Annotated in this window: 35 protein-coding genes; 2 read left to right on the forward strand and 33 right to left on the reverse strand. The window is 45.8% G+C overall.

Annotated features, from left to right (window positions below; all coding sequences use genetic code 11):
• From ACFILA_RS07835 to ACFILA_RS07995, 33 genes are all read right to left on the reverse strand, one after another.
• A partial coding sequence (locus ACFILA_RS07835; RefSeq protein ID WP_375660944.1) for a phage tail protein occupies window positions 1-395 on the reverse strand: 395 nt, incomplete at its 3' end.
• Window positions 395-1,291, reverse strand: a complete 897-nt coding sequence (locus tag ACFILA_RS07840) for a baseplate J/gp47 family protein (RefSeq protein ID WP_375660945.1) — start codon at window positions 1,289-1,291, stop codon at window positions 395-397. The genes ACFILA_RS07835 and ACFILA_RS07840, both read right to left, overlap by 1 nt.
• Complete coding sequence (locus tag ACFILA_RS07845) at window positions 1,284-1,664, reverse strand: GPW/gp25 family protein (protein ID WP_375613760.1); 381 nt, start codon at window positions 1,662-1,664, stop codon at window positions 1,284-1,286. The genes ACFILA_RS07840 and ACFILA_RS07845 overlap by 8 nt, the downstream gene beginning before the upstream one ends.
• A gap of 3 nt (window positions 1,665-1,667) precedes the next feature.
• Entirely contained in the window at window positions 1,668-1,868 is a 201-nt protein-coding gene (locus ACFILA_RS07850) for a hypothetical protein (RefSeq protein WP_375660946.1), read from the reverse strand.
• A gap of 12 nt (window positions 1,869-1,880) precedes the next feature.
• A complete protein-coding gene (locus tag ACFILA_RS07855) occupies window positions 1,881-2,474 on the reverse strand; it encodes a baseplate assembly protein (protein WP_375631567.1) in 594 nt (197 codons plus the stop codon).
• Window positions 2,471-2,992 (reverse strand): hypothetical protein, encoded by a 522-nt coding sequence (locus ACFILA_RS07860; protein WP_375660947.1) that lies wholly within the window; start codon window positions 2,990-2,992, stop codon window positions 2,471-2,473. Before ACFILA_RS07860 ends, ACFILA_RS07855 begins: the two co-directional genes overlap by 4 nt.
• Complete coding sequence (locus ACFILA_RS07865) at window positions 2,989-3,483, reverse strand: phage virion morphogenesis protein (RefSeq protein WP_375631564.1); 495 nt, start codon at window positions 3,481-3,483, stop codon at window positions 2,989-2,991. The genes ACFILA_RS07860 and ACFILA_RS07865 overlap by 4 nt, the downstream gene beginning before the upstream one ends.
• Window position 3,484: 1 nt before the next feature.
• Window positions 3,485-3,907, reverse strand: coding sequence for a gp436 family protein (locus tag ACFILA_RS07870; RefSeq protein ID WP_375624209.1), 423 nt, complete (start codon window positions 3,905-3,907; stop codon window positions 3,485-3,487).
• A 15-nt stretch (window positions 3,908-3,922) separates the two neighbouring features.
• Window positions 3,923-4,888: a capsid protein gene (locus ACFILA_RS07875; RefSeq protein WP_375613754.1), complete on the reverse strand. Its 966-nt coding sequence runs from the start codon at window positions 4,886-4,888 to the stop codon at window positions 3,923-3,925.
• 12 nt (window positions 4,889-4,900) lie between these two features.
• Window positions 4,901-5,242: a hypothetical protein gene (locus ACFILA_RS07880; protein WP_375613753.1), complete on the reverse strand. Its 342-nt coding sequence runs from the start codon at window positions 5,240-5,242 to the stop codon at window positions 4,901-4,903.
• The gene (locus ACFILA_RS07885) at window positions 5,239-6,237 is read right to left on the reverse strand and encodes a phage protease (protein ID WP_375660948.1); all 999 of its coding nucleotides are present in this window, start codon (window positions 6,235-6,237) and stop codon (window positions 5,239-5,241) included. Before ACFILA_RS07885 ends, ACFILA_RS07880 begins: the two co-directional genes overlap by 4 nt.
• Window positions 6,238-6,900: 663 nt before the next feature.
• Window positions 6,901-8,052 carry a phage minor head protein gene (locus tag ACFILA_RS07890; protein ID WP_375660949.1) on the reverse strand — a complete coding sequence of 384 codons (1,152 nt, stop codon included), beginning with the start codon at window positions 8,050-8,052 and terminating at the stop codon, window positions 6,901-6,903.
• Window positions 8,045-9,625, reverse strand: coding sequence for a DUF935 domain-containing protein (locus tag ACFILA_RS07895; protein ID WP_375660950.1), 1,581 nt, complete (start codon window positions 9,623-9,625; stop codon window positions 8,045-8,047). The genes ACFILA_RS07890 and ACFILA_RS07895 overlap by 8 nt, the downstream gene beginning before the upstream one ends.
• 12 nt (window positions 9,626-9,637) lie before the next feature.
• Window positions 9,638-11,260: a hypothetical protein gene (locus ACFILA_RS07900; protein WP_375660951.1), complete on the reverse strand. Its 1,623-nt coding sequence runs from the start codon at window positions 11,258-11,260 to the stop codon at window positions 9,638-9,640.
• Window positions 11,253-11,834 carry a phage protein Gp27 family protein gene (locus tag ACFILA_RS07905; RefSeq protein ID WP_375612321.1) on the reverse strand — a complete coding sequence of 194 codons (582 nt, stop codon included), beginning with the start codon at window positions 11,832-11,834 and terminating at the stop codon, window positions 11,253-11,255. Before ACFILA_RS07905 ends, ACFILA_RS07900 begins: the two co-directional genes overlap by 8 nt.
• Complete coding sequence (locus ACFILA_RS07910; protein ID WP_375612320.1) at window positions 11,797-12,153, reverse strand: hypothetical protein; 357 nt, start codon at window positions 12,151-12,153, stop codon at window positions 11,797-11,799. Before ACFILA_RS07910 ends, ACFILA_RS07905 begins: the two co-directional genes overlap by 38 nt.
• Window positions 12,150-12,464, reverse strand: coding sequence for a DUF2730 family protein (locus ACFILA_RS07915; RefSeq protein ID WP_375607966.1), 315 nt, complete (start codon window positions 12,462-12,464; stop codon window positions 12,150-12,152). Before ACFILA_RS07915 ends, ACFILA_RS07910 begins: the two co-directional genes overlap by 4 nt.
• Window positions 12,461-12,676 (reverse strand): hypothetical protein, encoded by a 216-nt coding sequence (locus ACFILA_RS07920; RefSeq protein ID WP_375613747.1) that lies wholly within the window; start codon window positions 12,674-12,676, stop codon window positions 12,461-12,463. Before ACFILA_RS07920 ends, ACFILA_RS07915 begins: the two co-directional genes overlap by 4 nt.
• On the reverse strand, window positions 12,669-13,007 hold the full coding sequence (locus ACFILA_RS07925; RefSeq protein WP_375660952.1) for a hypothetical protein: 339 nt from the start codon (window positions 13,005-13,007) through the stop codon (window positions 12,669-12,671). The genes ACFILA_RS07920 and ACFILA_RS07925 overlap by 8 nt, the downstream gene beginning before the upstream one ends.
• Window positions 13,000-13,287 (reverse strand): hypothetical protein, encoded by a 288-nt coding sequence (locus tag ACFILA_RS07930; protein ID WP_375612317.1) that lies wholly within the window; start codon window positions 13,285-13,287, stop codon window positions 13,000-13,002. The genes ACFILA_RS07925 and ACFILA_RS07930 overlap by 8 nt, the downstream gene beginning before the upstream one ends.
• On the reverse strand, window positions 13,284-13,865 hold the full coding sequence (locus tag ACFILA_RS07935; RefSeq protein ID WP_375612316.1) for a glycoside hydrolase family 19 protein: 582 nt from the start codon (window positions 13,863-13,865) through the stop codon (window positions 13,284-13,286). Before ACFILA_RS07935 ends, ACFILA_RS07930 begins: the two co-directional genes overlap by 4 nt.
• 87 nt (window positions 13,866-13,952) lie before the next feature.
• Window positions 13,953-14,360, reverse strand: a complete 408-nt coding sequence (locus ACFILA_RS07940) for a helix-turn-helix domain-containing protein (RefSeq protein WP_375612315.1) — start codon at window positions 14,358-14,360, stop codon at window positions 13,953-13,955.
• A gap of 6 nt (window positions 14,361-14,366) precedes the next feature.
• Complete coding sequence (locus ACFILA_RS07945; protein ID WP_375660953.1) at window positions 14,367-14,984, reverse strand: regulatory protein GemA; 618 nt, start codon at window positions 14,982-14,984, stop codon at window positions 14,367-14,369.
• Window positions 14,985-14,994: 10 nt separating this feature from the next.
• Window positions 14,995-15,618 carry a DUF3164 family protein gene (locus ACFILA_RS07950; RefSeq protein WP_375627429.1) on the reverse strand — a complete coding sequence of 208 codons (624 nt, stop codon included), beginning with the start codon at window positions 15,616-15,618 and terminating at the stop codon, window positions 14,995-14,997.
• A 14-nt stretch (window positions 15,619-15,632) separates the two neighbouring features.
• The gene (locus ACFILA_RS07955; protein WP_375627417.1) at window positions 15,633-15,884 is read right to left on the reverse strand and encodes a hypothetical protein; all 252 of its coding nucleotides are present in this window, start codon (window positions 15,882-15,884) and stop codon (window positions 15,633-15,635) included.
• Window positions 15,881-16,144, reverse strand: coding sequence for a hypothetical protein (locus ACFILA_RS07960; protein WP_375660954.1), 264 nt, complete (start codon window positions 16,142-16,144; stop codon window positions 15,881-15,883). The genes ACFILA_RS07955 and ACFILA_RS07960 overlap by 4 nt, the downstream gene beginning before the upstream one ends.
• A complete protein-coding gene (locus ACFILA_RS07965) occupies window positions 16,141-17,172 on the reverse strand; it encodes an AAA family ATPase (RefSeq protein WP_375613740.1) in 1,032 nt (343 codons plus the stop codon). Before ACFILA_RS07965 ends, ACFILA_RS07960 begins: the two co-directional genes overlap by 4 nt.
• A gap of 348 nt (window positions 17,173-17,520) precedes the next feature.
• Window positions 17,521-19,500, reverse strand: a complete 1,980-nt coding sequence (locus tag ACFILA_RS07970; protein WP_375660955.1) for a transposase domain-containing protein — start codon at window positions 19,498-19,500, stop codon at window positions 17,521-17,523.
• Window positions 19,497-19,955 (reverse strand): hypothetical protein, encoded by a 459-nt coding sequence (locus ACFILA_RS07975; protein WP_012232200.1) that lies wholly within the window; start codon window positions 19,953-19,955, stop codon window positions 19,497-19,499. Before ACFILA_RS07975 ends, ACFILA_RS07970 begins: the two co-directional genes overlap by 4 nt.
• Window positions 19,952-20,836 carry a ParB/RepB/Spo0J family partition protein gene (locus ACFILA_RS07980; RefSeq protein ID WP_375660956.1) on the reverse strand — a complete coding sequence of 295 codons (885 nt, stop codon included), beginning with the start codon at window positions 20,834-20,836 and terminating at the stop codon, window positions 19,952-19,954. The genes ACFILA_RS07975 and ACFILA_RS07980 overlap by 4 nt, the downstream gene beginning before the upstream one ends.
• Window positions 20,836-21,234 carry a hypothetical protein gene (locus tag ACFILA_RS07985; RefSeq protein WP_375660957.1) on the reverse strand — a complete coding sequence of 133 codons (399 nt, stop codon included), beginning with the start codon at window positions 21,232-21,234 and terminating at the stop codon, window positions 20,836-20,838. Before ACFILA_RS07985 ends, ACFILA_RS07980 begins: the two co-directional genes overlap by 1 nt.
• Complete coding sequence (locus tag ACFILA_RS07990) at window positions 21,218-21,358, reverse strand: hypothetical protein (RefSeq protein WP_273755279.1); 141 nt, start codon at window positions 21,356-21,358, stop codon at window positions 21,218-21,220. Before ACFILA_RS07990 ends, ACFILA_RS07985 begins: the two co-directional genes overlap by 17 nt.
• Window positions 21,359-21,431: 73 nt before the next feature.
• Complete coding sequence (locus tag ACFILA_RS07995; protein WP_183194530.1) at window positions 21,432-21,725, reverse strand: helix-turn-helix transcriptional regulator; 294 nt, start codon at window positions 21,723-21,725, stop codon at window positions 21,432-21,434.
• 152 nt (window positions 21,726-21,877) lie between these two features.
• Between ACFILA_RS07995 and ACFILA_RS08000 the strand changes: the two genes are divergently transcribed.
• A complete protein-coding gene (locus tag ACFILA_RS08000; RefSeq protein WP_375660958.1) occupies window positions 21,878-22,408 on the forward strand; it encodes a helix-turn-helix domain-containing protein in 531 nt (176 codons plus the stop codon).
• Window positions 22,409-22,489: 81 nt separating this feature from the next.
• Complete coding sequence (locus tag ACFILA_RS08005; RefSeq protein WP_375660959.1) at window positions 22,490-23,008, forward strand: helix-turn-helix domain-containing protein; 519 nt, start codon at window positions 22,490-22,492, stop codon at window positions 23,006-23,008.
• Window positions 23,009-23,749 lie beyond the last annotated feature (741 nt).

The raw sequence follows: 23,749 nt of genomic DNA on the forward strand, positions 1-23,749 counted from the left end.
GTAATCGCTTCAATGGCTTCAAGGCTTTTGCGTTCAGGCAACTGATCAAAATCAAGTTGAAAGGAATTCCACCATGCGCGCCCCGTCCAGGCAGGTTGAAAGCGTGCCGAAATCCCTAGCCATTCAAGCCCTATCTCTATTGCCGCAAGGGAGCCGCGAATATTTTGCCATGCAAGACCCTGATCAATTAAATCATAAAGGGTAGAGAAATAAGGGTTTAATTCTTGTAAGCCATATTCGTCTATTAAAAAGGGCAACCAAGAAGGCGGACGCGTAATAAATTTCGCGCGGGGTATTTCTTCGAGTGCCGTTTTAACGTGAGGATCAACAGCCATTGCGTCAGCAAGACAACGTTCAAACAAGCTCGAATTTGGGGGCAAAAGTGAGGAAAGCATCAATAAGCGTGCCCCCGTAATGATAAGACAATATCCCCCAAAGCTACAGCTTCATCAGGTGCGACCAAAATATCCTCACAAGGTTGCGTTATGTTCACATGGTGAACGCCCTCAACCATCAAGCGGCTTAGTATCCAACTTAAAGACAAATCACGCCCAAGCCTTTGCGCATGCGCCCATTCTGCTCTTAAATTCTGCTCCGCTCTTTCCAAAACAAAGGAGCCTTCATCCGGTAACAACCAAAAATCAGCAGAAACATTGATCATCCGCTGTACCGCGCTTTTCACAAGGATGTGGTCATTGGTCATTTTAACATGGGGGGCATCAAGGGCTGCTTGCACCTTTGCAATTAAAGCCTCATCAGCCACCCCTGAAGGGGTGTCACTAAAAAGCGCAACATGAATAAGCGGACTTTTACCCTCACGATAAACAAAAGCATCTTTGACATGGATATCGCTTGAGAGGGCAAAATATTGGTAACGTGGCGCTGTGCCACCTGTGGAATGTCCTTGTCTATTCAAGCGAATGCGGCGGCGCAAACGCTCATCATCTTCATCCAAAAGGCGCGTGACCCCATGAAAATCCCCCAAATGATCTAAACTTGTTCCACGGGCAAATGTGAGTAAATTATCTCGCGCCACTTCATTAATTCGCTGGCGCAATAGCAACTCTTCATAAGCCGCCGCTTGCAATTGAATGACCACGGGATCATAAGCGGTTTTTTCTACATTATAAGGAATATGATGTGCTGCAAAAAGCTCAGTCAAACGCGTGATCTTTTGCTCTAAAATTGCTTCAACAGAAAGCTCTTCAATAATTTGTGGCAAAGGGAGTTGTGGAGGGGGAATTTGTGGCCAAGGAAATTGTAGAATGGATAAAGGTTCAAACTCAGTCATCACCAACCTCTAAATTGATGCTCATTGGCTCTTGGTGTGACCAATCTCCCAAATGCCCATTGGGATAAAAAACACCCGTTAAAACAAAATGGAACGTGCCTTCACGCGTTGCTTTTGTCAGATCAATCCTCTGCAACGAGAACCCAGGCTCTCCACACTCTGGATCATCGAGTGCTTCAACAATTGCTTGATAAAGCTGCATCATCGTCGCAGGATCAGCATTGGCGTCTTGGAATGCTCCAACATCACATCCATAATGACGACGCAAAACCCGTGTCCCAATTCTTGTCGTCAGACATTTACGAAGTGACTGTTGACAATGCGCAAAGCCATATAAAAGAGAGCCATCCTTTTCGCTCATCCCGCACCGCATGCTTTAAGCCCCTTTGCTTGTCTTTGTGGTAGAAACAGTTGGGGGCGCAGAAACAACAGGTGCTGGTTTTTCAGCGATCTGACCAAGCAGCAACGGATATTTAGCCTCTTCCTCACTTAAACAAATTTCTTCACCTTTGCCCAGTGAACGCTTGCCTGCAACAAAATCGGCATTGGTTAAAATAACATAAATGTTCTCACGCATGATAAAACTCCTTTAAAGAGGGGAAGAGGTTGTGGAGGGACCCATTTTGACCCCACCGTGTTTGTGGCTTGCGCCAACAGATTTTTGATTATGCTGTAAATCTTCTGCTTGAATCCGCACACTACCCGTTAATTCAACACGGGTTGCTTGATGAGAAAGCACCAAACCTTTTTCACTCAAATGGATTTGGTTTTCCCCATGGGAGAGAATAAGTTCATCTTTTGTCATTCGCAAAGCGCCACCGGCATAACAGAGCGCCAACTCTTGGAAAGAGCGTGCGGGATTAGGTGCATCCTCACTATAACTATCGCGCACCACCAGAGAGGCAGAACCAATTTCGCCATGGGGATTTAATAACCGCACCGGATCACCAACATGGAGGGGCATATTGCTTGAGAGAGCGCCAGAAGCTTCTTGCGCTTGTAGCCAAGGCGATAAAACTGCTTGTCCATTAGAACCCTGTTCGGAAAGTTTCACCCGCACCCTATGGCCATCAACTTGCACAACCCGCCCAATCATGTGCTGGTTGGCAAGACAGCGTTCAAGCGCATCAAGACGCTTCATTATTTGTCGCAAGGTGTCACTCAACAAATGCGCATCATTCATAGCAACACCTCATCATCACATGAAATCAAACCACTTTTGAGTTGTCCTTCATCACAAAAAATATCCTGTCCCAACTGATGCAAATCTTGGTGCCATTCCACCACGCTTATCGATACACCACGCTGCTTAATCGCCGCGGAAATAATCGGTTCAATCTGGACATCACGCGGGGCACTCAAATGCGTTAGCCCCCACAATTGCCCGCTATGGCATAAAACCGCAATGGCTTCTGCTAAAAGCCAACTGGAAACATCACGCTCTTTACCAGTGGTAATAATAAAAGCCCCTAAATGAAGATCAGCACTCATCTGTCCACTTGCTACAGGATTCAAACGGCTTTCTAACACCGCAACCCGTATTGCTGGAGCCACCAGCATCTGTGTTTCAAGTTCTTCTAAATTAAAACGTCCAAATTGACAGCCGCAATCACGCACATCCGGCAAAGCGCCTTTAAGGCTCCTTATCACCGCTTCACGAAACTGATTAATGCGCCCTGCTTGTGTGATCGTTTGGTTCATGAAAAGACCCTTTCCAGCCAGTCTTCTGTCGCTTTGACAATTTCCACTTTATTGTGCTCTGAAAGCCCCAAATAAGGGCGTGCCGGCATGGTCACTTGATGCACACAAACAAAGCGGTGTGCATTACCGCTTTTAAGAAAAAAGCGCAGTGTCTTGCCATTTTTCGGGCGAATAACCCCACCTAATTGATGAATCCGCGCATAAACCAACCCAGAGCCCACAATCACCTGTTCTGGTGAAGCTTTCATATCAATGGAGCGTGAAAGCGCCCCACTGGCATAAAGAATGGAGGTGCGGGCATAATTGTTTTTCCACTTCTCTCCTTGGGCAGAATTTTTTTCGCTTTGAATCCGCCGCCTTGTGCTTTCTTGGATGAGACGCCCAACCCCTTGTGCCAAAGTCCCCATCGAGCTATCAGCGCCCTTTTGCAAAAAGGATAAAGCCGCTTCAAGCCCTGTCTCTTTAATCTCAATATGGGTTGCAACAGACATGTTACCTTCCCATCAAACGCGGCTTGGCATGAAAAAAAGCCCCATCACGAACCGGTCCATCTTCGCTCATAATTTTAGGTTCATCTATGCCTAAACCCGCTTTGCCTTCGGCAATACGTTTCAAGAGTTCAACCGCCTGTTTGTAACGATCTTCAATAGTCGTGGTCAGTGCCGTATGGCGTATGGCTAAATTATAAACAGCAATATTGACACAGATCATACCCAGAGCCGCCGGCTGTCCAGCAATGGGGATTGAGTAGCGATGAGACAAATGCACATCAATCTCACCACTTGCCTGTTCGAGCGCGCGGGCAATGGCTTGCTCTGAAAAAACTGGATCAGAATTCTCATCCATCCCGCATAAGTCATCCAAGAAGTCATCACCCCAGAGCTCTTCAATCAATGTTTTGCTTGCATAAGCCATGTTTAAAAGTTTCCCTTAGACAACTTCTTGCAACAAAACACCGGCATCTTTTGCGGCAACCAATTCACACACACGTTCCCCCACACGCACCCGTTTACCACCCGACAAGCCGATATCTGGATCTTGGATCACTCCAGACAAACGCTCGCCCAACTGGGCGCTAAAGCCCCAACTGATCACCGAACCATCTGCCTGTTGTTTGGTAGGGTCAATATAAAGCAGTGCAATCTTATTGCCCCACACGCGTGCCAATTGTGCCGAACGCCCTTTACGTGCCAAATTCACTTGCGATTCACCAATGAGTAAACGATCGGGGTGTATTTCCATCAGATCAGCAAATTGCGCCTTGGTGACAAAACCATCAGCAGTGCCACCCCCTTTAACGGCTTTAATGATTTTGGGATGACGTTTGAGTTTTGACCAAACAACTTTGCCCATCACAATGGTGTTGGGCGTATAGACGAGACTTTTATCCATCGCCTCATCTAAAGTGGCATAAGGGTCAGATTTCTCATAATCGCTAAATTTATTTTCACCCTTAAGCGTAATCACCCGCTCTGGTGCGTAATTTTCACTTCTTTGCACAAGAGCTGCAACACGCACTTCACGCCCCAATTCTAGCAAATTGGCAAGTCCCTCTACAGCTGTCTTTTCGGGGTTATAACGAGAGCGCTTTTCTGCCCGTGCGCGTGCCGCTGCTTCAATATCTGAATTGGGGATAAGATCATCAAGTCCGTAATCTTTGACACTGGCTTCCCGTTCAAAGGCAGAAAATTCCACCACATTCGGGCGCCCTTTTCGCCCAACCTCAAGTTCAGGCACGGTAAAATTTTCTGCTAAAGGAAATTCACTATATTTAAACACCTCACTTAAAACACAAACGCGTGGCAAAACTCTATCGCCAATAAGAGAACCTGCTGGATTGCGATAACCAATAGCAATAGCGGTGAGTGTTGGATCAATGGGAAAAGGTCTGTTCATTTTATGCCTCGATTAATTAATTTTAAAAGAAATAACATCACCAGCAGAACCATCACTCATGGCAATACCAATGGTGCGATCTGCGGCTTCCGCTTTAATGGCGTGTCCTTTGGGGTCAGAGGTCAAAAAATCACCAAAGGAAACATTGCCTCCACAAACCACTTCACCCCAACCACATTGGCCAACATCAATCATCTCACCAGCCTTTGCACTCAATGACCCAGCAGTCCCTAATAATTTATCACCCTTACCAGAAGCCGTTGCCACCATTCCGTCACCGCGCGCTGCAACAATGCAATAAGGTGAAATCACATCTCCAGCGCGAAAAGATTTAATCAAAATCATCGTACTCATAATGGGCGCTCCTTTTGCTCGCTAATATACTCAACTGCTCGGCTAATGGTGATGTCGAAGCCTTTTTTCTTCTGCTCTTCCTGATAATGGCGTGCCGCAAGGGCAACCTCTTCTGGAGCAAGCTTTGGTTCTTGCGCTAAGGCACACACTTCTAAAGGGCTTGTTGAGGCAAGCGCCGGCAACTTCTCGACCAAACTTTTAAAATGCTCCATCCCCCCTTCAAGGCTACAGAGCGCACGATATTCCTCGCGAGCAGCCGGCAAAATCTTGCCCTCTTCAATGGTCTTGTCTAAAAGACTCTCAATGGCACTGTTTTTTTGCTCTTCTTGCAAAAGCGCTAAATCTTCTCGCGCTTTTGTTAATTGGGCATTTAATTCCACGCGTTCCTTTTCGCGCGCTTTAAGCGTTGCTAAAACCTCATCCGCTTTAGCATCTTCTGCCAGCGATAGTGCACTGGCAATGGCTGTCAAATCCATCATTTTCTCCGTCAAAGTTATAGGGGAAGGCTGTTCACGGCTTAAAGCCGTCATGACAAGGGCTGGACGGTTCACCAAACCAGCACCTGCTAAATTTAAAATTTCACCTTTCTTGGAATGGCGAAACTCAGGCGAAAGATAGCGATATTCTCGGGCAACAATCTTTTTAGCGGCCATATCGGTCCATTTAACACGCCCCCAAATCGCACCATCCCGCTCTGCTAATTCTTCAATCCAGCCACTGGCAGGTGCTTCTAAACCATTTCTCGCACGGTGATGTTGCCCATGCTCATAATCAATCACAAGCGGTCCTTTATTGGCTGCAAAGGCTTTTAAAATCGTTTGCGGGTTATAATGCCATTGTCGTCCATCACGTGCCTTCACATGGGGCGCTTTGGGCAAAAGCTCTACCCATTCAGGCGCTTGGCTAACGGTGGCGTCTTGGCAAAGATCTATTAACGCAGCATGAAATGTTTCTGCATCCCCATCTTTTTGATCTTCGTGAAATTCCTGTTCCATACATTGCCTATTGCTTTACAATTGTCACTGGCAATACAATGCATGAAACTTACTCCCACCATAAGTCTGACACTGTCAGTCAAAAGAGTATTTCTCAAAAAAGCACTCTTTTCCCTATTCTTCTCCTTGTGAGAAAAACCCCGTGCCAAACCATCCCATAAAATCGTTTTCAAAGGCACTTCAAAGACGATAGAGCGCCGTTGTGAAGTTAGAGGTACAATTTATCGCCTTATACAAAAAAAGCCTCTCTCAAGCCGTTTTTTTAAAAATTGCTTTTTGGCTTAAAAACATTATATCATTGGAGGTAAGGCGTGAGCCAGTTTTGCCAGGACGGTTTTACCGGACCTGCGAGGAGTTGACCGCCCTCCACGCCTTCTTATTTTCTCACGCATCGACTCTCTTCACAAAAGCCAACATGGTTTTTCTCAAGTCGTTTTTTTAAAGATTGCTTTTAAACTTTTAAACTGTTACTTCTATCCACGAGGCGTGAGCCAGTTATACCAGGACGGTTTTACCGGATCTGCGAGGAGTTGACCGCCCTCCACGCCTTCTCTTTTTCCTCGCCTCTTTTCCGTTAAGAACACAAGACTTTCTTCCTGTTGTTCTCTTTACAACAACCTCTCGCCCTTTTTTTCAGCCGCATCCAATAAGCGTCCAATTTCTCTAGAGCTTTTTTTTATGCATGGAGGTCAACCACCATTCTTGTTTGCTTGCCACAAATTTAACCGCTAAGCGCCACCATACCCCATCATTTTCACCCAAAAACACAACGCTCGGTACACCTTTTCGCCTGATAATTCCATGGGGGCGAATGAGTGTTTGAATGGCGCCTCGAAAATCATCCAAGCGAAGATCACGCGCTTGATGCTCTAACAAAATATGTTTCACACTGTCTGCGGATAAGCGAATAAGAGAATTTTCCGCTGCAAAAACATCACCCACCTTTTGTGGTATCGGTGCAATGGGTATAAACCCGCGAGGCATCCGTCCTTCAAACATGGCTTCCAAAAGTGGTGAACCCACAATATCTTCAATGGCAATGCGTTTGTCATTGTCCCCCATCACAGAGACTTTATCACTCAAAAAACGGCTTAAATTTTGCGCCCGATGTTTCCCAGGATTAGAATGCCAACCAGGATCAATCCCCTTTGGTATCTTCTCAACTTTCCCCGTTTGCTTATTGTGCCAAACCTGCTTTTCAACATGAAGTGGCTCTGCCCCCTCTTCATAGCCTAAATCTTCTGCTTCATAACGGCTTACCTGTCGCACACTGCATTTACACCGCCAACCATTGGGCGGATAAAGCCAATCCCAAACCGGATCATCAACAGGTGCTGTAAACCCCACCCAACTTTCATGTTCTAAACGCTTATGTTCTGAACTTGACAAAGCATAGGTGAGATAGGGCAAAAATTCTTTATTATTTTGTGTGCGCTCCCACTCACCTGCCGCATGCGCACTCATGGTATTGGCCCAATAGACCGTTTCTAAACGCCGTGGGCTGCCCAATTGTACCACGCTATTTTCACCAGTTTTGGGGTCAATGGCAGTCTTTTTACCCCACCAACCCTTTTCCTGTAAAATCGGCATCAAATTTTTTTGAAAATCTTGAAAAGGAACTTGATGCTTTATGGCTTCTCCAACCGCTCGCTTAAAATCCTCCAAAATATCATAGCCTAGCGATTTCGCCACCGTAAAGGAAAAGGCATGTTCTTCTGGTGCTATATCACGCCAATCAAAGCTTGGAACAAGTGCCTTGGCTTCAAAATAACGGGTGACCTCTTTAGGGGCGGTTTTAAAAAGTTCCTCATCCATGATACCCAAGCCCACGTGCAATCATTTGTACTTTTGCCAAGCGCGCTGCTAATGCATGATGATCCATCTCACCCAATAATTCATCTAAGCCTTTTAGGATATCCTCATAACTTGTTGCTTCTCTTACAAGCTTTTTAAAAGGCTCTAAAAGGGGTTCTAAGTCCTCTTCCCAGTCGCTTAAAGCTTCTTGTGAAAGCCGGTCCAATTCGTCGTGATATTTCCCACCCTTCTCTTTTGCACCCTTGCTCTCTCTTGTCACAGAAACATCAAAAACACCTCCACAATCAGCACAAACATGAGCCTTTTCTCCCCTCTCATCATCAAGCGCATTATCAGGAGCCTTTAAAACATCTTCTTCTTTTGTTGGTTGCGAAAAACCAATCTTATTGCGCACTTCTTGCGCCCCAACACGCAAACCTAAAGGCACAAGTTTTTCCAAAGCGTCACTAATCGCTTTAATGTCTTCATTTTCCGAAATCGGCCAATAAACAAGGGGAGTGCGCTCTTGGCGCCCAAAATTAATCTCAACAAAGGGCACAATTAAATCACGATTAGCCGTTAAAGCTAATTGGCGTGCATCAGCTCTGGCAATATCATGGCGCACATTTTCATGAATGCGCGCTTGCGAAAAAGACGCACCATCATCCGTCGTCATGGTTTGCCCCAACACACCTTTAGAAATTTGTCGATCTAAATATTCCGCCTTAGAAGCAAACACCGCATTGCCACTGCCCCCTGCCGCTTCAATAAATTCAATCTCCATTTCTTTGGGAATAATCGCTGCCGCATCACTGGATAAATCACGCACCGCTTGAATGAGAACCCGCCGTTCCTCATGAGAAGAGCTTGCCCCATATTTACCCACACGCAAAGGCATGCCATAAACTTCTAAAAATGCCATCCAATCTTTTAAGGTATAAGATTTAAACAAAAAAGCCCAAGCTGCAAGCCGTGCAAGCCCAGAACGAATAGGCAAACCGCTTTTCAACTTGGGTCTGTGAATAGAAAATTTATAAGCAGGCAATTCACTTCCATGCAAAGACCCCTCTTCTTTTAAACGCAAATGAAAACCATCCCGTCGATCCAATTGAAAAAACCGCTGGTCACGCCATTTCCAAGCAACCGGCCACCATTCCTTGGCACTCTTGTCCCACAAAGTTTCAACAACCGCATAGCCTTTTCCCAAAGCATCTAACAAATCCGTGACATAATCATCAACAAAGGTAGGCGCACTAATCACTTCCCGCACCGCATCTGCTATCTTTTTGTCCTGTGCACTGTTGCTTGCGGCAATCACTCCAGGCTCCACCCCTGTGAGAGCATTTTTACGCATGCCAAGCACAGCACGATAATGCAAATCACGCTCTTCCATATCATCGGCAAGTTGAAAAAACTGCTCTGGATGACCCTCTGCTGCCTGTTGCAAAATATCAGCAAGTTGCGCAGGGGTCAGACCACTGACAATGGTTTGTGACCACACATCACGAACACCGCCAACGGTAGGGCTTGCGACTTCTCTCTCCAACCCTTTGATATTAAGCGCCCTACCCCACTGATCTAAAAGTTTTACCATCTCATCATCCCATCAATAAATCTTTGATCGCATTGTTGAAAAAAAAGGCGTTGAAAAGAGCGAGCTTTCATCAAAACGATAAGCCTCTCTCACAGGTGTATAATCATAAATTTCAGGAGTTTGGCGGCTGGCAAAATAAGCCAAAGCGCAAGCAATCGCGCTATCACCATGGCGCATAAAACCATCACTGCCTTTAAAACGATGATTGTCTGGAATCTTCACAATGCCATTGACATAAGCAAGCGCTTGATGATCCGCAACAATGTCACTATCGCGCGGCAAAACAATCGTCCCATCCCCAAAAGCTTCCAAATAAGCCGGCATTTCCTTGCCATACCAACTTTGTGACAAGGGCACTTCCTTCACAAGAGCTCCATAACGTTGCGCCGCTTTTTCGGCTAAATAAGCCCCATTGCCCCGCGCATCTAACGCGCCGCCCATCAAACGCGGCAAACCATTCACCCCATAAAATAAAATCTCTCTTTGTTGATCAAACGGCGTATTGCGCAATTCCACCATAAACCGAACACGGCGCACCAAATCTTGTCCCACCTCCATCACCACAATCGATGTCGCATCGCCCGATCTGGCAAAATCAACACCAAAAACATGTTGGCGCCGCCGGTCAAGCCCAATATGAAGAGGTTTTATATGTTTCTCACACCAAGCAAAAGCAGCAACACTTCGTTGATGTTCCGATTGATTTTTAAAATCATCCACACAAGCAAAACGCAACACCGCAATATCAGGCGCACAACAATTTTCAATCTGTAAGCGTGTTAAAGCAGCCCCTTCTTGATCGGCTGGTATGGCATCTAATTCTTGGCGCATCGCACTCAAACGTATCCCATAAGACGCGCGAATTTGATCTTCCCATTGTTGTTCAGAAATTCGACTCCACACCTCCCCCTTCATGGCACAAACACGTTTAAACAAGCCATTTTTAACAGCAACACCAAAGGGGTAACAATGCACCGAAAAAGGAACCTTACCTGCTCGCGCCTCACGGATCAGTTCATTGAAAGGATTGAGCACACCATTATGGGTGGAGATCACACGGATTTTTCCTCCCCAAATGAGCAAAGCATTGACAGCATCCAAAACAGAGCGCACATCTTGATGAAACGCCGCCTCGTCAATCACCACAATGCCCTGTAGTCCGCGAATATTTTCAGGGCGGCTAGAAAGCGCCTCAACCCGAAACCCCGAAGCAAAACGCACCCGATAAGCAGAGATATATTTTGTTGAACCATCCGCCCTTTGATCAGAGAATAAAAATTCCTCAACATCCCCACTATGGCTCGTAATTGCCGAAGCAAAATTGCTCACATAGCCAATAAATTCCCGCCCCTTGTCTTTGGTGTCACCAATATAAAAAACATTATCGCCCCTCGCTTCACGTGCCGCCGCCGCAATCAGTGTATCATCCAAAGCTTCTGCAAAAGTAATGCCGGTCCGCCGCCCCTTTTCCACCAATTTTAATGGGGACTTATCTTCAATCCATGCCCGTTGATGTGCCATCAAAACGCCTTCCGCTAAGGGATCACTCTCTTTGGGAAAAGTACTTTTCCGCCAAATATCAAAACCACTTTGATGATCAAAGACATGACTTTTTGAAAAGGGCTGTTCAGCCATGTTTTACCCCCAACACCTGCGCACGAATAGCTCGCGCTGTTTCTTCTGAGAGCCCCGCCGCTGCTGCTGCTGCGTCAACCGCTTTGCTTGCTTTGCTGGTAAAATCTTTTTCCAACTTTTGCCGCCTCGTGGTCGACAAATGTTCAGCCGCCAACACGCCTTTAAGCGCATTGGCCAATTCTTGTGCTGCCTTTGGCGAAAGGTTTTTCCCACTGCTCAACGTGGAAAAAATCAACTCCTTAATCGCTGCCGCCGTCAAAAGAGTGATATTATCAGAAGCTTTAGCATCAAAGCGCTGCGAGAGGCTTGCTGCAATTTCTCTTGTCTGTTCTAGGCGCCGTGACATCACGGCTAGCCGCAAAGAATACCGATTAAAACTGGAAAAGGAGGGTATAGAAAAGCTTAAACCCATTTCTTTTTTTAAAGCCTTCAAAGCTGCTTTAAATTCATCATAAATGGCTTTTTGCGTCTTCTCACGCCCATTTAAAGCCTCAGCCGCCTCTGCAATGATTTGATCACAAGCTTGCGGCAATAAATCAATCGCCGTTAAACGTCCACGCCCGACCTTGCGCATCCTTCACCTCGTCTTTTATTGATGAACGTTTAGGCCGCTTAATCCCCTCAATGGAAAAGCTCCGGTCTAAATGACGTGCTCCCCGTTCTGTTAATGCCGCAAGAAAAACCGAACCCACACATTTTAACGTAACAGCACCTTGATCTTCCATCCATGCCAATTCATTATGCACAAAATCGCGATCGCGCCTGATGCCATAACTGTATAAAAGCCGCTCAATCATCGCACTCGATAAAGTTTCACTGCGCTCACAAGCAAGCCCTTTTAAAATAATCAACCGCGCTTCTTCACGGATGATTTTATCCATATCTGCTTTCATTTCTTGGCATTCTCCAGTAAAAACTCTTGCAAGCGCTCACCAATGGCTGCCACCGGTTGTAATTGTGCAGAAAGCGTGTTGAGACGACCATTCAATTTCTCCATATTCACTTCCAATCTTTGCAGCGCATCACGATCAGGCAAAAAGTCCATCTCTGTTTCTAACTTTTGCACACGCTCTTTAAGCGCCGTGATATCTTTCAGCATTTCCCGCGCACCTGAAGAAAAATAGGCTCTCAAAACCCCACAAATCGCAATAACCGATAACAATAAAGACAACCAGCCATTGGCAACACTGATATCCAAATTCACTTAAAAGTCCCCTCTCTTTTGCCTAAAATCGCCCGCTCCGCAGCTTTTCTACGCTGTTCACAAATCAATAAAGCAGCACGATCACGCCCCCAATAGTGCACCACTTCACGCGCATTCAAAGCACGCTCTGGCAATAAAGCTGGGCGGGCACACGCCATGCGAACAACAGGCGGCAATTCAACCGATAAAAAATGATAAGAAAGGCTACCCACCGGCTTGTGTGTTGAGCAAGCGCACACGCTCAAGCCCAATACCACAGCCAGTAGTTGGCAATACTGCATTGACCCCCTCCATTTTCACAAGCTTTTGTTCCAAAGCCGAAATCACCCCTTGCGCTTGATGCTCAGCTTCCAACGCTGCTTGTCTTTGTCGCTCTTGTACAAGCAGTGCACGTGCTGAAGCCTTGGCAATCTCCAACTGCCAATACAAATCACGCGCCTTTTCCGCTTTTAAAACTTGCGCTTTCATAAAGCCAAAAGCCGCCAACATCACACTGACCAAAAAAAGCAGACCAAAAGACAGTTTTGAAAGTGGGCTAAACATTGCTTTTATCTCCCCACCTCGTTATCTCCACCCCATCATAGGAGCTGCTATGCCGCTTATGGGAATGTTTCCTATTAGAAAAATCCAACGAGCCAAAGCCACGATGCACCCCCAGATTGCCAACAATAATCGCCACCATCGAAGGAATAGAAATGCTCGCCATATCAACAATATGCGGAGCCCCCCACAAACCACCAGAAACGAGCAAAAAAATAACCCCCCAAGCAAACCAAAAAGACCACCATAAATAGAGCCTAGAGCCACGATAAGAGGGCTTCATGCTTTCACCTCGCCTCCAAGCCCCAAAAGCTTTTTGGCGCGGTTCAAATAAATCAAACGTTGCACAAGTCCATTCTTGCCCCCATTAATCGCCTTGGTAATCCCTAAATAATCATCTTGATCAGCCAGCCTATTCAAGCCTTTCATTTGCCAAAACCAAACAGCAGACCAAAGCGCTGCTGGAAACTTTTCCAGCTCTTGCGGAAATGCCTCACAATCAACAGCTTGTTCATCGACTAAGCGCCAAAACTTCGTAAAACGACGATAATTATTGCGCCCCGTCAATTGGATCAAACCACGCCCCTTAAAGTGCACCCCATCCCCAGGGTTGACATTGCCTAAATCACGCCGCCCCTCATAAGCGCGCCCTGAGGCATATTCACAAACGGTAAAAAAGCCATCGCTCTCATGGGCACATTGGCTTAAAAAATGTGCAATACGCAACGGTGTTGTGAGTGCCCCATAAGATAAAGCTTTAGGCAACACGCGTGCCATTTCAACAATAATAAAATCTTGGCGCGCATGATGCGCCAATTTAGGCGCAAGGCGATGAAGAAAAGAAGCATCTATTGAAACCATAACAAACCACTCAATGCATAAAAATCCATGCGCAGTTTATCGGATTTCAACCCCCCAATATAAGCCTGACACTGTCAGTCAAAACTCTCAATACTCATAAAACTCTGGAAATAATAAACCTTGTGGTTCTTTTGAAGAAATTTTCTTTTTCAAGCGATAGGCTGTGCGCACATGCATACCAGAAACAGCAGCTGCAGTATCAACCGACCAGCCTTTTTGCAACGCTTGCACCATTTTTTGCCGCCGTTCAGCATCTCTGCCAAGGGGGATAAGAAGACGCACACCCGAACCATTAAAACAAAAATGGTTGATCAATTGTTGCGCCTCTTCAAACCCAACAATTTCAATCAACCAATCCGCACTCTCAAGACGCCCGGGTATATAAACTTCTCGTCCACCAAAAGCCCGCATCATATTCCATGCTGCTTCACTGCCCGCAACATCAGCTATTTCACGCAATAAGGCAGGAAAATCGCTATAGATTTCCTCTTGCATACATGCTTACCCCTCGCTTTTAACACCTTTACGGATTTTCCGCCCCCAAACATTCATCACTTCTCTAAAATCGCCCCCACTCATCTCACCCAAAGCTTTACCACTTAACGCCATAACACTTTGGTGAAAAGCCCCAAGATCAAACACAGCATCGGGATTCAAACACTTCCATTGGGCACACAAAATGGAAATGCTTGGTTTATTCCTCCATGAATCTTCGCGGTTTTTCCCTTTCCAGTCAACCCCACCCTCACGCTGCAACCAACCTTTCAACGCCTCAATAGCTCTGCATGCATCATCGCTATCGCGTAAAAAGCGAATATGATCAATCCCTGTCTGTCTTTTCACAAAGGCAAGCAACGCCTTGTCTGAACGATCACGAATAATGCCAAGATTCCACCCAGCAATCCAGAGCGCCTGTAACTTCTTGGCATATTTACCCTCTAAACGCTTCCCATTCGGTTTAAAACCAAACGCTTTCATTTCAGCGACGACTAAACGCTTCTCTAAAACACTCAAATCTTTCGCCGATTGCTTGCCTGTTAAGCGATAGAGCATTGCGCGATAGGTCTCATCATCAAGACCTAACGCGCGTTTTCCCATATGAAGGACAGCTAAAGACATGTTACCTCCCTCATGTCTTCGCCAAATCAATGGTCACAGCACGCCAAGCGCTTTCTAGGCTATCACGCTCATAAAAACGCACATATTCCTTAGATGTCGTCACACGGAATGACTCACGAATAGCACGCATCGCCTCTTTCCAGCGTGGATCATCAATATCCAAACGCAACAGCATAAAGATCTCCCCCCGATTCACCTTGCCTTCTTTATCCGTATTAAAAGCACGCGTAATAATCGCACGGATTTCAGGGCGCGCATCCGCAGACCATTCATTCAAACATTCATCAAGAAGGCTTTTGGCAATTTGCAATTGCGGTCCAAAATCAACACTTTCCTGTACCTGCACCTTAATGCGTTGCAAACCATCAAAGCTTGTGTAAGTACAATTGCCCTTTTTGCCACGCCGCTCCACACCATATTCTTGCGCAAGCAAGCTATCAAAATCACTCAAATCCGCAATCGTATGGTTGTTAAAACGTGCAATCCTTGCCGATAATTCTTTCGCAAAACCCATAATTTTGCGCACCGTTTCATCCTCTAACAAATCCGCAGGGCGGATCAGGTTTACCGGCACCAAAGCCCCTTTCGCATCCTTCATATAACGCGTACCTTCAAGTTCAATTTGTGGATTCATCACCAACTTCCTCCTTATGTTTTTTGAAACCGACGAAATGGCACAACATCCCCTGAAGAAGGCGCACATCCCGCTTTCAATTGCCAACGACACCGCATAAGCTCATGACCTAAAACGTGGTTATAGCCTGCCAAACGACGCAAATACTCATTCAATTCTCGAACATCTTGTCCATGCATAAAAATGCCATTCACCTCATACTGTAAAAAGGCAGAGCGCAAAGCAATCAAGCACTCTCTCACCATATAGGGGTTACGTTCCATCATTTGCTTCCTCCAAAATCCATATAAATCACACGATTGCTCTCATCCGCATCAGAGCCTTCACACTCAGCCAAAACTTCTGCAACTTCAGCTTCCAAAACCGCATCCGCCTCCCCCAAACGGTGAACACTCAACTCCAATTCAAGCAATAACGCCAAATCAACACACAATTTAAGCTGTTCTCCAATATCAAAACCGCATTGATAATCGTCATAAAGACCAACAAGCGTATCGGATAATTCTTTGTCGCATAAAGAGATCATGCCAATTCCTCCACGTCACGGTTTTTCCATGCCGCTTTGACATGTTTCAAAGTCACCTCACACCCATCTCCAAGAGCTGCCATGCGTGCCAACATCATGGTTTTGTCAATTTGCCGCAAAGCACCAGCCTTTAAGCCAATCCCTGTCAAAAACTTTATCGCACCAACATCTTCAATCCCCCAATCATGAATGCGCGCTGCAATATCCTCACTATAGGGCTTGCGCCGTTTCAAATGCATCGCCAATCGGCTTTTAATTTGCGCATAAGAGGGACCATTTTGACGATGAACCAACCGTCCAGAGATTTCATCATTACCAACCAAAGCGAGCCCCGTACCATTGATATCAACAAAGTGGCGCAACTGATTAATCGCTTCATCCGTTAAATTTTGCGCCTCATCAACGATCAACAACGTGCCACTGCCCACGCGCTCTAACTTTTTGCCAATAGCACGCGTTAAGCGGGTGGGATTATATTCCACCACTTCCAATTCTGCTGCCATATCATTCAAAATACCGTGAACACTGCGCGTATGCGGGCTGGCTGTCACCAGATAAACATGCGGGCGGGTAGAGCGATAATGGCGGCAGGTTTCGGTCTTACCACTGCCCGCATCAAGCGTAATCATCACCATATCCCCCGTACTTTGTGCCAGTGTTAAAGTATCAATAATCTCACTGGCAATTCGATTTCTCTGAAAGGCTGGTTTTTCAGGGATCTTCTCCAAAAACCCCGCCGTTTCCTTTAAAACCTCAACCCATTGTTGAACCTTTGCATTTTGCTTACCCAATTGCCCCGCATAACTGCCCGCATACCATTGCGAAAACGTCCCATCCGGCATCCCTATGCGCCGCGCCACCTCTGCTTTCGACCAATCATTCATTTGCCCCAAAGCTCTCACTGCATCCACAAGCTCATTCCATAAAGCAATGTCATCACTGTTGCGGTTTTGTGCTGTTCCATTAGGCTGGATTTTAGGTCGCGCCCAAGGATTTTTATCGACCGTTGCATTTATCGCGTTTTTCATGTATATTCCCCTCTCGTATTGATTTTAGACTGTTGATAAGGGGAAGGGCTCCCACCCGCCCCTTATCTTTTGTCTTTAGAATGAACATTTAAAAGCCGTACGCGATACTAAAACGGCTAACCTTGCAAATCCCCTCTCTTTCTCACACATCAGGGAACTTGCTAACTCCACGCATCTCACCCGATCAGGCAAAGACACCTAGAAACTTCATGTATTGATTAGACTATGAAATGGATAAGATTCCTCCCCCCCTTTCTTTGTTAACGCTTCAAGCTGATACGCGATACAAAACCAGCTTCCTTTTGAGAATTCTTATAACCCCCCCCTCTCTTTTCCTAGTTCCTTATTCTATTGCTTGGGAAACTTGATCACCTCACGCCCCTCATCAGAGGCGGAAAACTTTCTCAAAGCTTTATGCAAGTGTTGACTGAATTCTTCCTCCCCCAAAGCCTCATCATCGTCTGCTTTCAAAGCTAAATTCCCCACATTGTTTGGCATCAAGCGGCTCACCTTTGGCTTTATCGGAAGCTTCGATTTGAACGCTTCATCCTTTTTCTCAAGGCGCCCATAAACATCGGCCAAGTGATCAGGCGCAAGCTTTGCCGCTAGCTGTTTTTCTGCTTTAACAGCCTTCACATATTCTTTACGCAAACGCCCATTCAAGCGCGCCGCCTGCTGGTCATAAAAACCTACATCACAAAGGCATGGTGCCAAACAAAGCAACCGATTGTTCAAATCATAAACCCGTAAATCTTGATGCAAATTATCCGGATCAAAGCGTACAATCACCTTTTTCCCCGCATGCTCATTCAACGCCCGCGCCCAATAACGATTGCCATAAAAATGGATCTCGCCCGTACCCTTTTGCGCACGCAATGCCTCAGAGGTTAAAAGCCATAAAGCCCGTTGTGCTGCCGTTGCTTGCCGAATAATCGTCCCCTCTGCTTGCAAGCTCTCAGTAAAGGTCTCATCAAAACTGCGCCCCGCACAATTAACCGCCTTACGCCCTGCTTGCGCATTGTGTGCCACAATCTGCGCACCAACATGGGCTTTAAACGCTTCAAATCCTATCGCGCGCTTGCCATAATCTTCAGGCTTGGCATCCGGTTTATTGCCCGTATAAGCCCCCGCACAAAAGGGATGTTTCGAAATCGCTTCTGCCAGATCACGCCATGCCCGCTCAATCGGTTTAGACTGTCCGCTATAAGGGGTGGTCCATTGCAATTGCACACCCAAGCTCGTCAAAAGCCCCTGCGGATCATCCGGCTTAATCTTAAAACGAAAACGGTTTTGCACACCTCCAGAAATCCACTTGCTGGTAAAGGCACGCCCATTATCCAAGGTCATACGCTCCGGTATGCCATAAGCTTCCACCATGTCCCCAATCACCAAACGAACAATTTCCCAAGTCTCAGCATCCGATAAGCGCCACGATAAAATCTTGCCCGAATAAAGATCTTGTATCGCTATCAGATAAAGCCGCACAGGCTTCTCTGTCCAAGGAACGCTCACAAAAACATCCAGCTTATGCCCGTCCATATTCACTGCTTGCAGTGCATGCAGGCTCGAGCGATCACGCCGTTGGGCTGGATAAAGCTTTTTTGCCTTTTCTTCTCCCTCACGCGCTAAAACCACAACCGCTTTGGAAACTTGCGCCTTAAAACGACGCCGCAAAGCCCGCTCAGAAGGAATGGGCTGCCAACCCCGCTCCTGCGCAACCGAAACCATCCGCCGATAACACGCCGAAAAAGCAGGGCGAGACGGGCGCAAATAATCCGAACAAAAAACCTCCCACGCCCCCTCATGACACGGCGCAAATTGCGAAACATTCTCCTCACCATAACAAGGTGCAAGCGCTGCCAACCAATCAGGGCGCTCATACCCCTCCACCATCTGCCGCCAATTAAAAAGCGACATCCGGCTCACACCAAATTGCACCGCACTCAAACTTGCCGCATCATGCACACCCATACCGGCATGGAGTAAATCTTCCCAAAAGCAAAGTGCCTTCAAACGCTCTTCACAGCGCCTTTTATGCGCCTTGGAAAGCCCCTCATAACGCACCCAAATGCTTGTCTTTTGCTCCCCTTGCGTTTGTTTCACATCAACACCCACTCCAAACCGCACCAACAACGCCGCCCGCGCCCCCTCCGGCAATAAAGAAATGTGATACTCCCAAACCGGCTTGGTTTTGCCTCCCACTTTCCTCGAAAGTTCAGAGTTTTTTCTCCAATATGCCCGTCCGTGGTTTTCAAGACTTTTATATGTTTTCGGCAACCCTGGCAAAGCTGCCTCAGCCAATTCGGCAATAGTAAACCATTCCTTCATGGCTGCCCCCTTTTAATGCGAACCGGCGTTGCGCGCATGGCTTTCAATTGCGCTGCAATCTCCCGCTGTTCCTGCTGCAACCGCGCAATTTCTGCTAAACGTGCCTCATCCCCTTGCAACAATAACAATCCATCTTCACTCACCACCTCATCCCAGAGCCAAAATGCCTCTGTCGCCCGCACAAATGCCTTAAACCGCGGCAGGGAAATATCCACCTGCTTACTTTCCGCAACATAAGCATCCAAACTCGCCTTACTTAAACACCCAATCCCTAAATAATGCGCCATACGCTCCGCAATCACACTGCGCTCATGCCGGCATTCTCTCAAAGCCCGCGCCATCGCACGCTTAATGCGCGAGCGAAACCGCCCTAAATCAATCTGCGCAACGGGTTCACGACAGGGAAAAACCGGCTTTTGGAAAAAATCAAGCTGCCCACAACCATGCCTCTTCATGACAGCACCTCCCCCGATTGCTTGTTCAAATAATCATAAAACCGCGCCCGTGTCTGCGCATCCGCCCTCTGCCAAACACCCAATAACTGAGCAAAAACCCGCTCTTGTTCATTAATTTGCGGAGGTGTATTAATCCCATTGACCAAATCAACAGCCCGCCGTAAATCCCCCTCAACCTGTTGCAAAGCAATCGCCACCCGCCGTTGCGCAATCGGCTCCATCTTTGCTAATTTTAACAACTGCGCTTGATTATCAGCCAATGCCGTCCCCCGCAAAACAGAGCGTAATTCTGGCTGTAAATGTTGGGAAATACAGTTGAGACGTTTCACGACATCTTGAGAGAAACCAATGCGGTCCGCCACATGTTTAGCAAAAGATAAAGTTCTCCTCTTGCCATCTTCTCCCTCCATTTGAGAAATAGGTGCAAGTTGCACCAATTTCTCAAAATCTGTCTCACCACCGATCAAAGGTGCAACTTGCACCTTTGATTTTTTATTTCGACCAACCTTAATTTCCCCATACTTCTTTTCCCACAACTCGCGGTAAGTCTGGACAAAAAGCGCACGGTCAATAACAGACAATTCATTGCGAAACAAATTCTCTGCCACTTCTAAAAGCGCGGCATTGTCCTTATCAGCCTGCACCACAACGGCATCAATGTCACTATAGCCCAAAAGCTCAGCAGCACGAAGCCGATGCGCACCAGCAATAAGCGTATAATTGCCTTCCTTAGCATTGGGCGTATGGCGCACCGTAATCGGATTCATCAATCCCTCCCGCGCCATTGATTGTGCAAGTGCCTTGGCATGCTCATCATCCACAGGGCGTATACGCTCCGGTACCACAATCACATCAAGAGCAAGCTTTTGAAACTGTGCCATCACGCCCCCACCTTTCTGATCTCTTTAAAGAACAAATCCATCGCACGCCCCGCCCATCTTCGATAAGCTTTCGCAAATACAGGTTCTTCCAAACGCCGGTTAATCACTTGCATAGATAGAGAAATAGAAGTCCGCTGACGTGCCTGTATCGCAACAATACGCCGCCGTGGCACCTCAAACTGATAATGCAAAATATGAATAACAATCTGTCGTGCTAACGCCGCATCAAATAAACCATGCGGAGGGTCAATAATATACCGGATCGGCAGATGCTTAAATCCACTACTCACAGCTTTTAAAGAACAGGAAAGCATCACCTGTAAACGTTCAACTTCTGAATAAGGATTAACGATATCGCTTCTGGCTTCTGGCATCCATAAATTACAAGCAGCAACCATAACCACCCCCTATAAAAACAATATGACCACCATCTAATCGCCAGAACCAACCCATGCAAACGGCTGTTCTATGATGCAACTCTATGCAATTTATCTTGCCTATTTCGTACTGATCTTTAGACATTGATAAACCTTTTTATCTTATGGTATTTAAATTCATGGCAAATGCGCAAAAACGCAAAGCCGTGTAACGAAGTTTAAGCAGCATTACCGCGCAAAGCAGAATGCGCACGCGAATCTGTGTTGGCATGTTTTGCTGCTTTAAAAATGCGACGGCGACTTTTGGGGTAGCGGTCGCTAAAAACTTGCTCAACGGGCAAACCGATAAAATCGGCAATAGCGCGTTCGGCTTTCTCGTTAGACCGTGTCCAGATATGTTGAACACTGGATGACGATAGTTGATAAGCTTTCGCGAGCTCCGCCAAGGTCATATTACGGCGGCGTAGCTCGGCTAAAATACTATGGCGATCCCATACTTGTGTGATAGTCATAAACTTCGCTCCTGCTTCAAACGGATGCTCAAACCATCCGTTTTTTGTGGGGTTAATTGTAAAATATCTGCCCTCTATATCGGGCGGTAATTAGATGTATAATTCGCTTTTGTGAATTAGTCAACCTAAATGTGGATTAGGAGTGATTTTTTTTGGGACGTCCTAAAAAAGAACCTAAAACAGAACTGGCAAAACGATTGCGTGAAGTACGGCTTGCCCTTGGTTTTTTGGAACGCAAACAATTCGCTGATCATCTTGCAGTACCTGAAAGTACTATGAGTAACTACGAAACTGGTTTGCGCGAACCACCTGTATCAATGTTGGTAATTTACAAAAATATTTGCGGTGTATCTGTGGAATGGCTAGCTACAGGTGAAGGTGAGATGTTTACAGACGTAGCAAAAGCGAAAACAGCGGATTTTAAGACACCCACCATCCCTGCTGGTCTCATGAAAAAGCTTGGTCGCATAGCTTATACAACCTATCGCGATGCTAAAATAAAACTCCCCCCTGAAGATATAGCGGAACTCGCGGCGGAACTTTATAGAAAACTGCAAGAGCTTGTTCAAGACATCAACGACATGGAAGAGGTCGAAGCAACTTTCCCTCTCCTTAAAATTCATTTAAAGCGTCAAATAGAAGCTGAAAGAGTACATCTAGAAACTACACAAAATACGGCTTAATGCCTCTCTAAGATAAATGGGGAAATATCTTTTTAAAATCCTGTAATTTAAAACGAACCTAAATATGAATAAGGAGCATTTTTGGCACGCCCCGAACTAGAACCTAAAACAGAACTAGCAAAACGCCTACGTGAAATAAGACGAATCTACGGAAATGAAGAACGTAGTATCTTTGCGCAACGGCTTAATTTACAACGTGGCACCCTTGCCAATTATGAAATTGGAGCACACGAACCAACATGCTCAACAATTAACGCCTATTATACGGCCTATAACATTAATCCTCATTGGCTCGTTACGGGTGAAGGCGAAATGTTTAGTGACATGGCAAAAGCGAAAGCAGCTGGTTTTAAACCACAAACTATTCCTGCTGGACTCATGAAAAAACTCGGTCGCGTGGCTTATACAACCTATCGCGATGCAAATATAAAACTCCCCCCTGAAGATATAGCGGAATTAGCGGCAGAGCTTTGTATAAAGTTGCAAGAGCTTGTTCAAGACATCAACGACACGGAAGAAGTAGAGCTTATTTTACCTCTTTTAAAACTGCATTTAAAGCGTCAAATAGAAGCTGAAAATGCACATCCAGAAACTACATAAGATACAGCTTAATGCCTCTTTAATATGAAAAATGAAAGTGGAAATCTTTTTACATTAAAAAATTTATATAAATTATTGATAAACAATACTTTTTACTCAATTTTTAGAGATTTCCACTTATATATGGAAATCTTTTTTGCTTTTTTGGTTATTTTTGGCTGATTTCGGAGTGAGCTTCACAATTTACCGAATTTTTTTCACAGGGTCTTCAAAGGCGGTTTTCTGGGCTTTCACAGACTTTTCAAAATTTTTCACAGGGTTTTCAAAGACCTTTCAAAGCCCTCTCTCATTTTTACCTTTAAAACGCACTTTTTTCTGATTTTTACTATTTTTCGCTCTTTTTTACAATTTTAGGTGTCAAAATCTATTTTGACAAAACGCGCATTTAATGCTAAATTTTATACATAAAAACAATAAATTATCACGTATTCCTACCTAATCCCACCTTTTCCCACTTAGTATAAAACCTAGTGTCAAACTACATTCTCAAAGAGTTTTAAAGATGTTCTCAAAGGGTCTTCAAATGCCTTTCAAAGGGTATTTAAAGCTCTCTGTAGCTTGCCAGCGGGTTTTGTATATTTTGCCACTAGGTTTTGTACCAATTTATTTTTTTTAAAGAGTTTTTAAGGGGTTCTCAAAGGATCTTCAAATGCCTTTCAAAGGGTATTTAAAGCTCTCTTTAACGCATTTTTCTGCTCCTATTTTTCCAAATCACTAAAGCATGTAAAGTCGGGTTGAAAG

This window comes from Bartonella sp. CL71SXKL (assembly GCF_042194935.1).
GTDB lineage: Bacteria > Pseudomonadota > Alphaproteobacteria > Rhizobiales > Rhizobiaceae > Bartonella.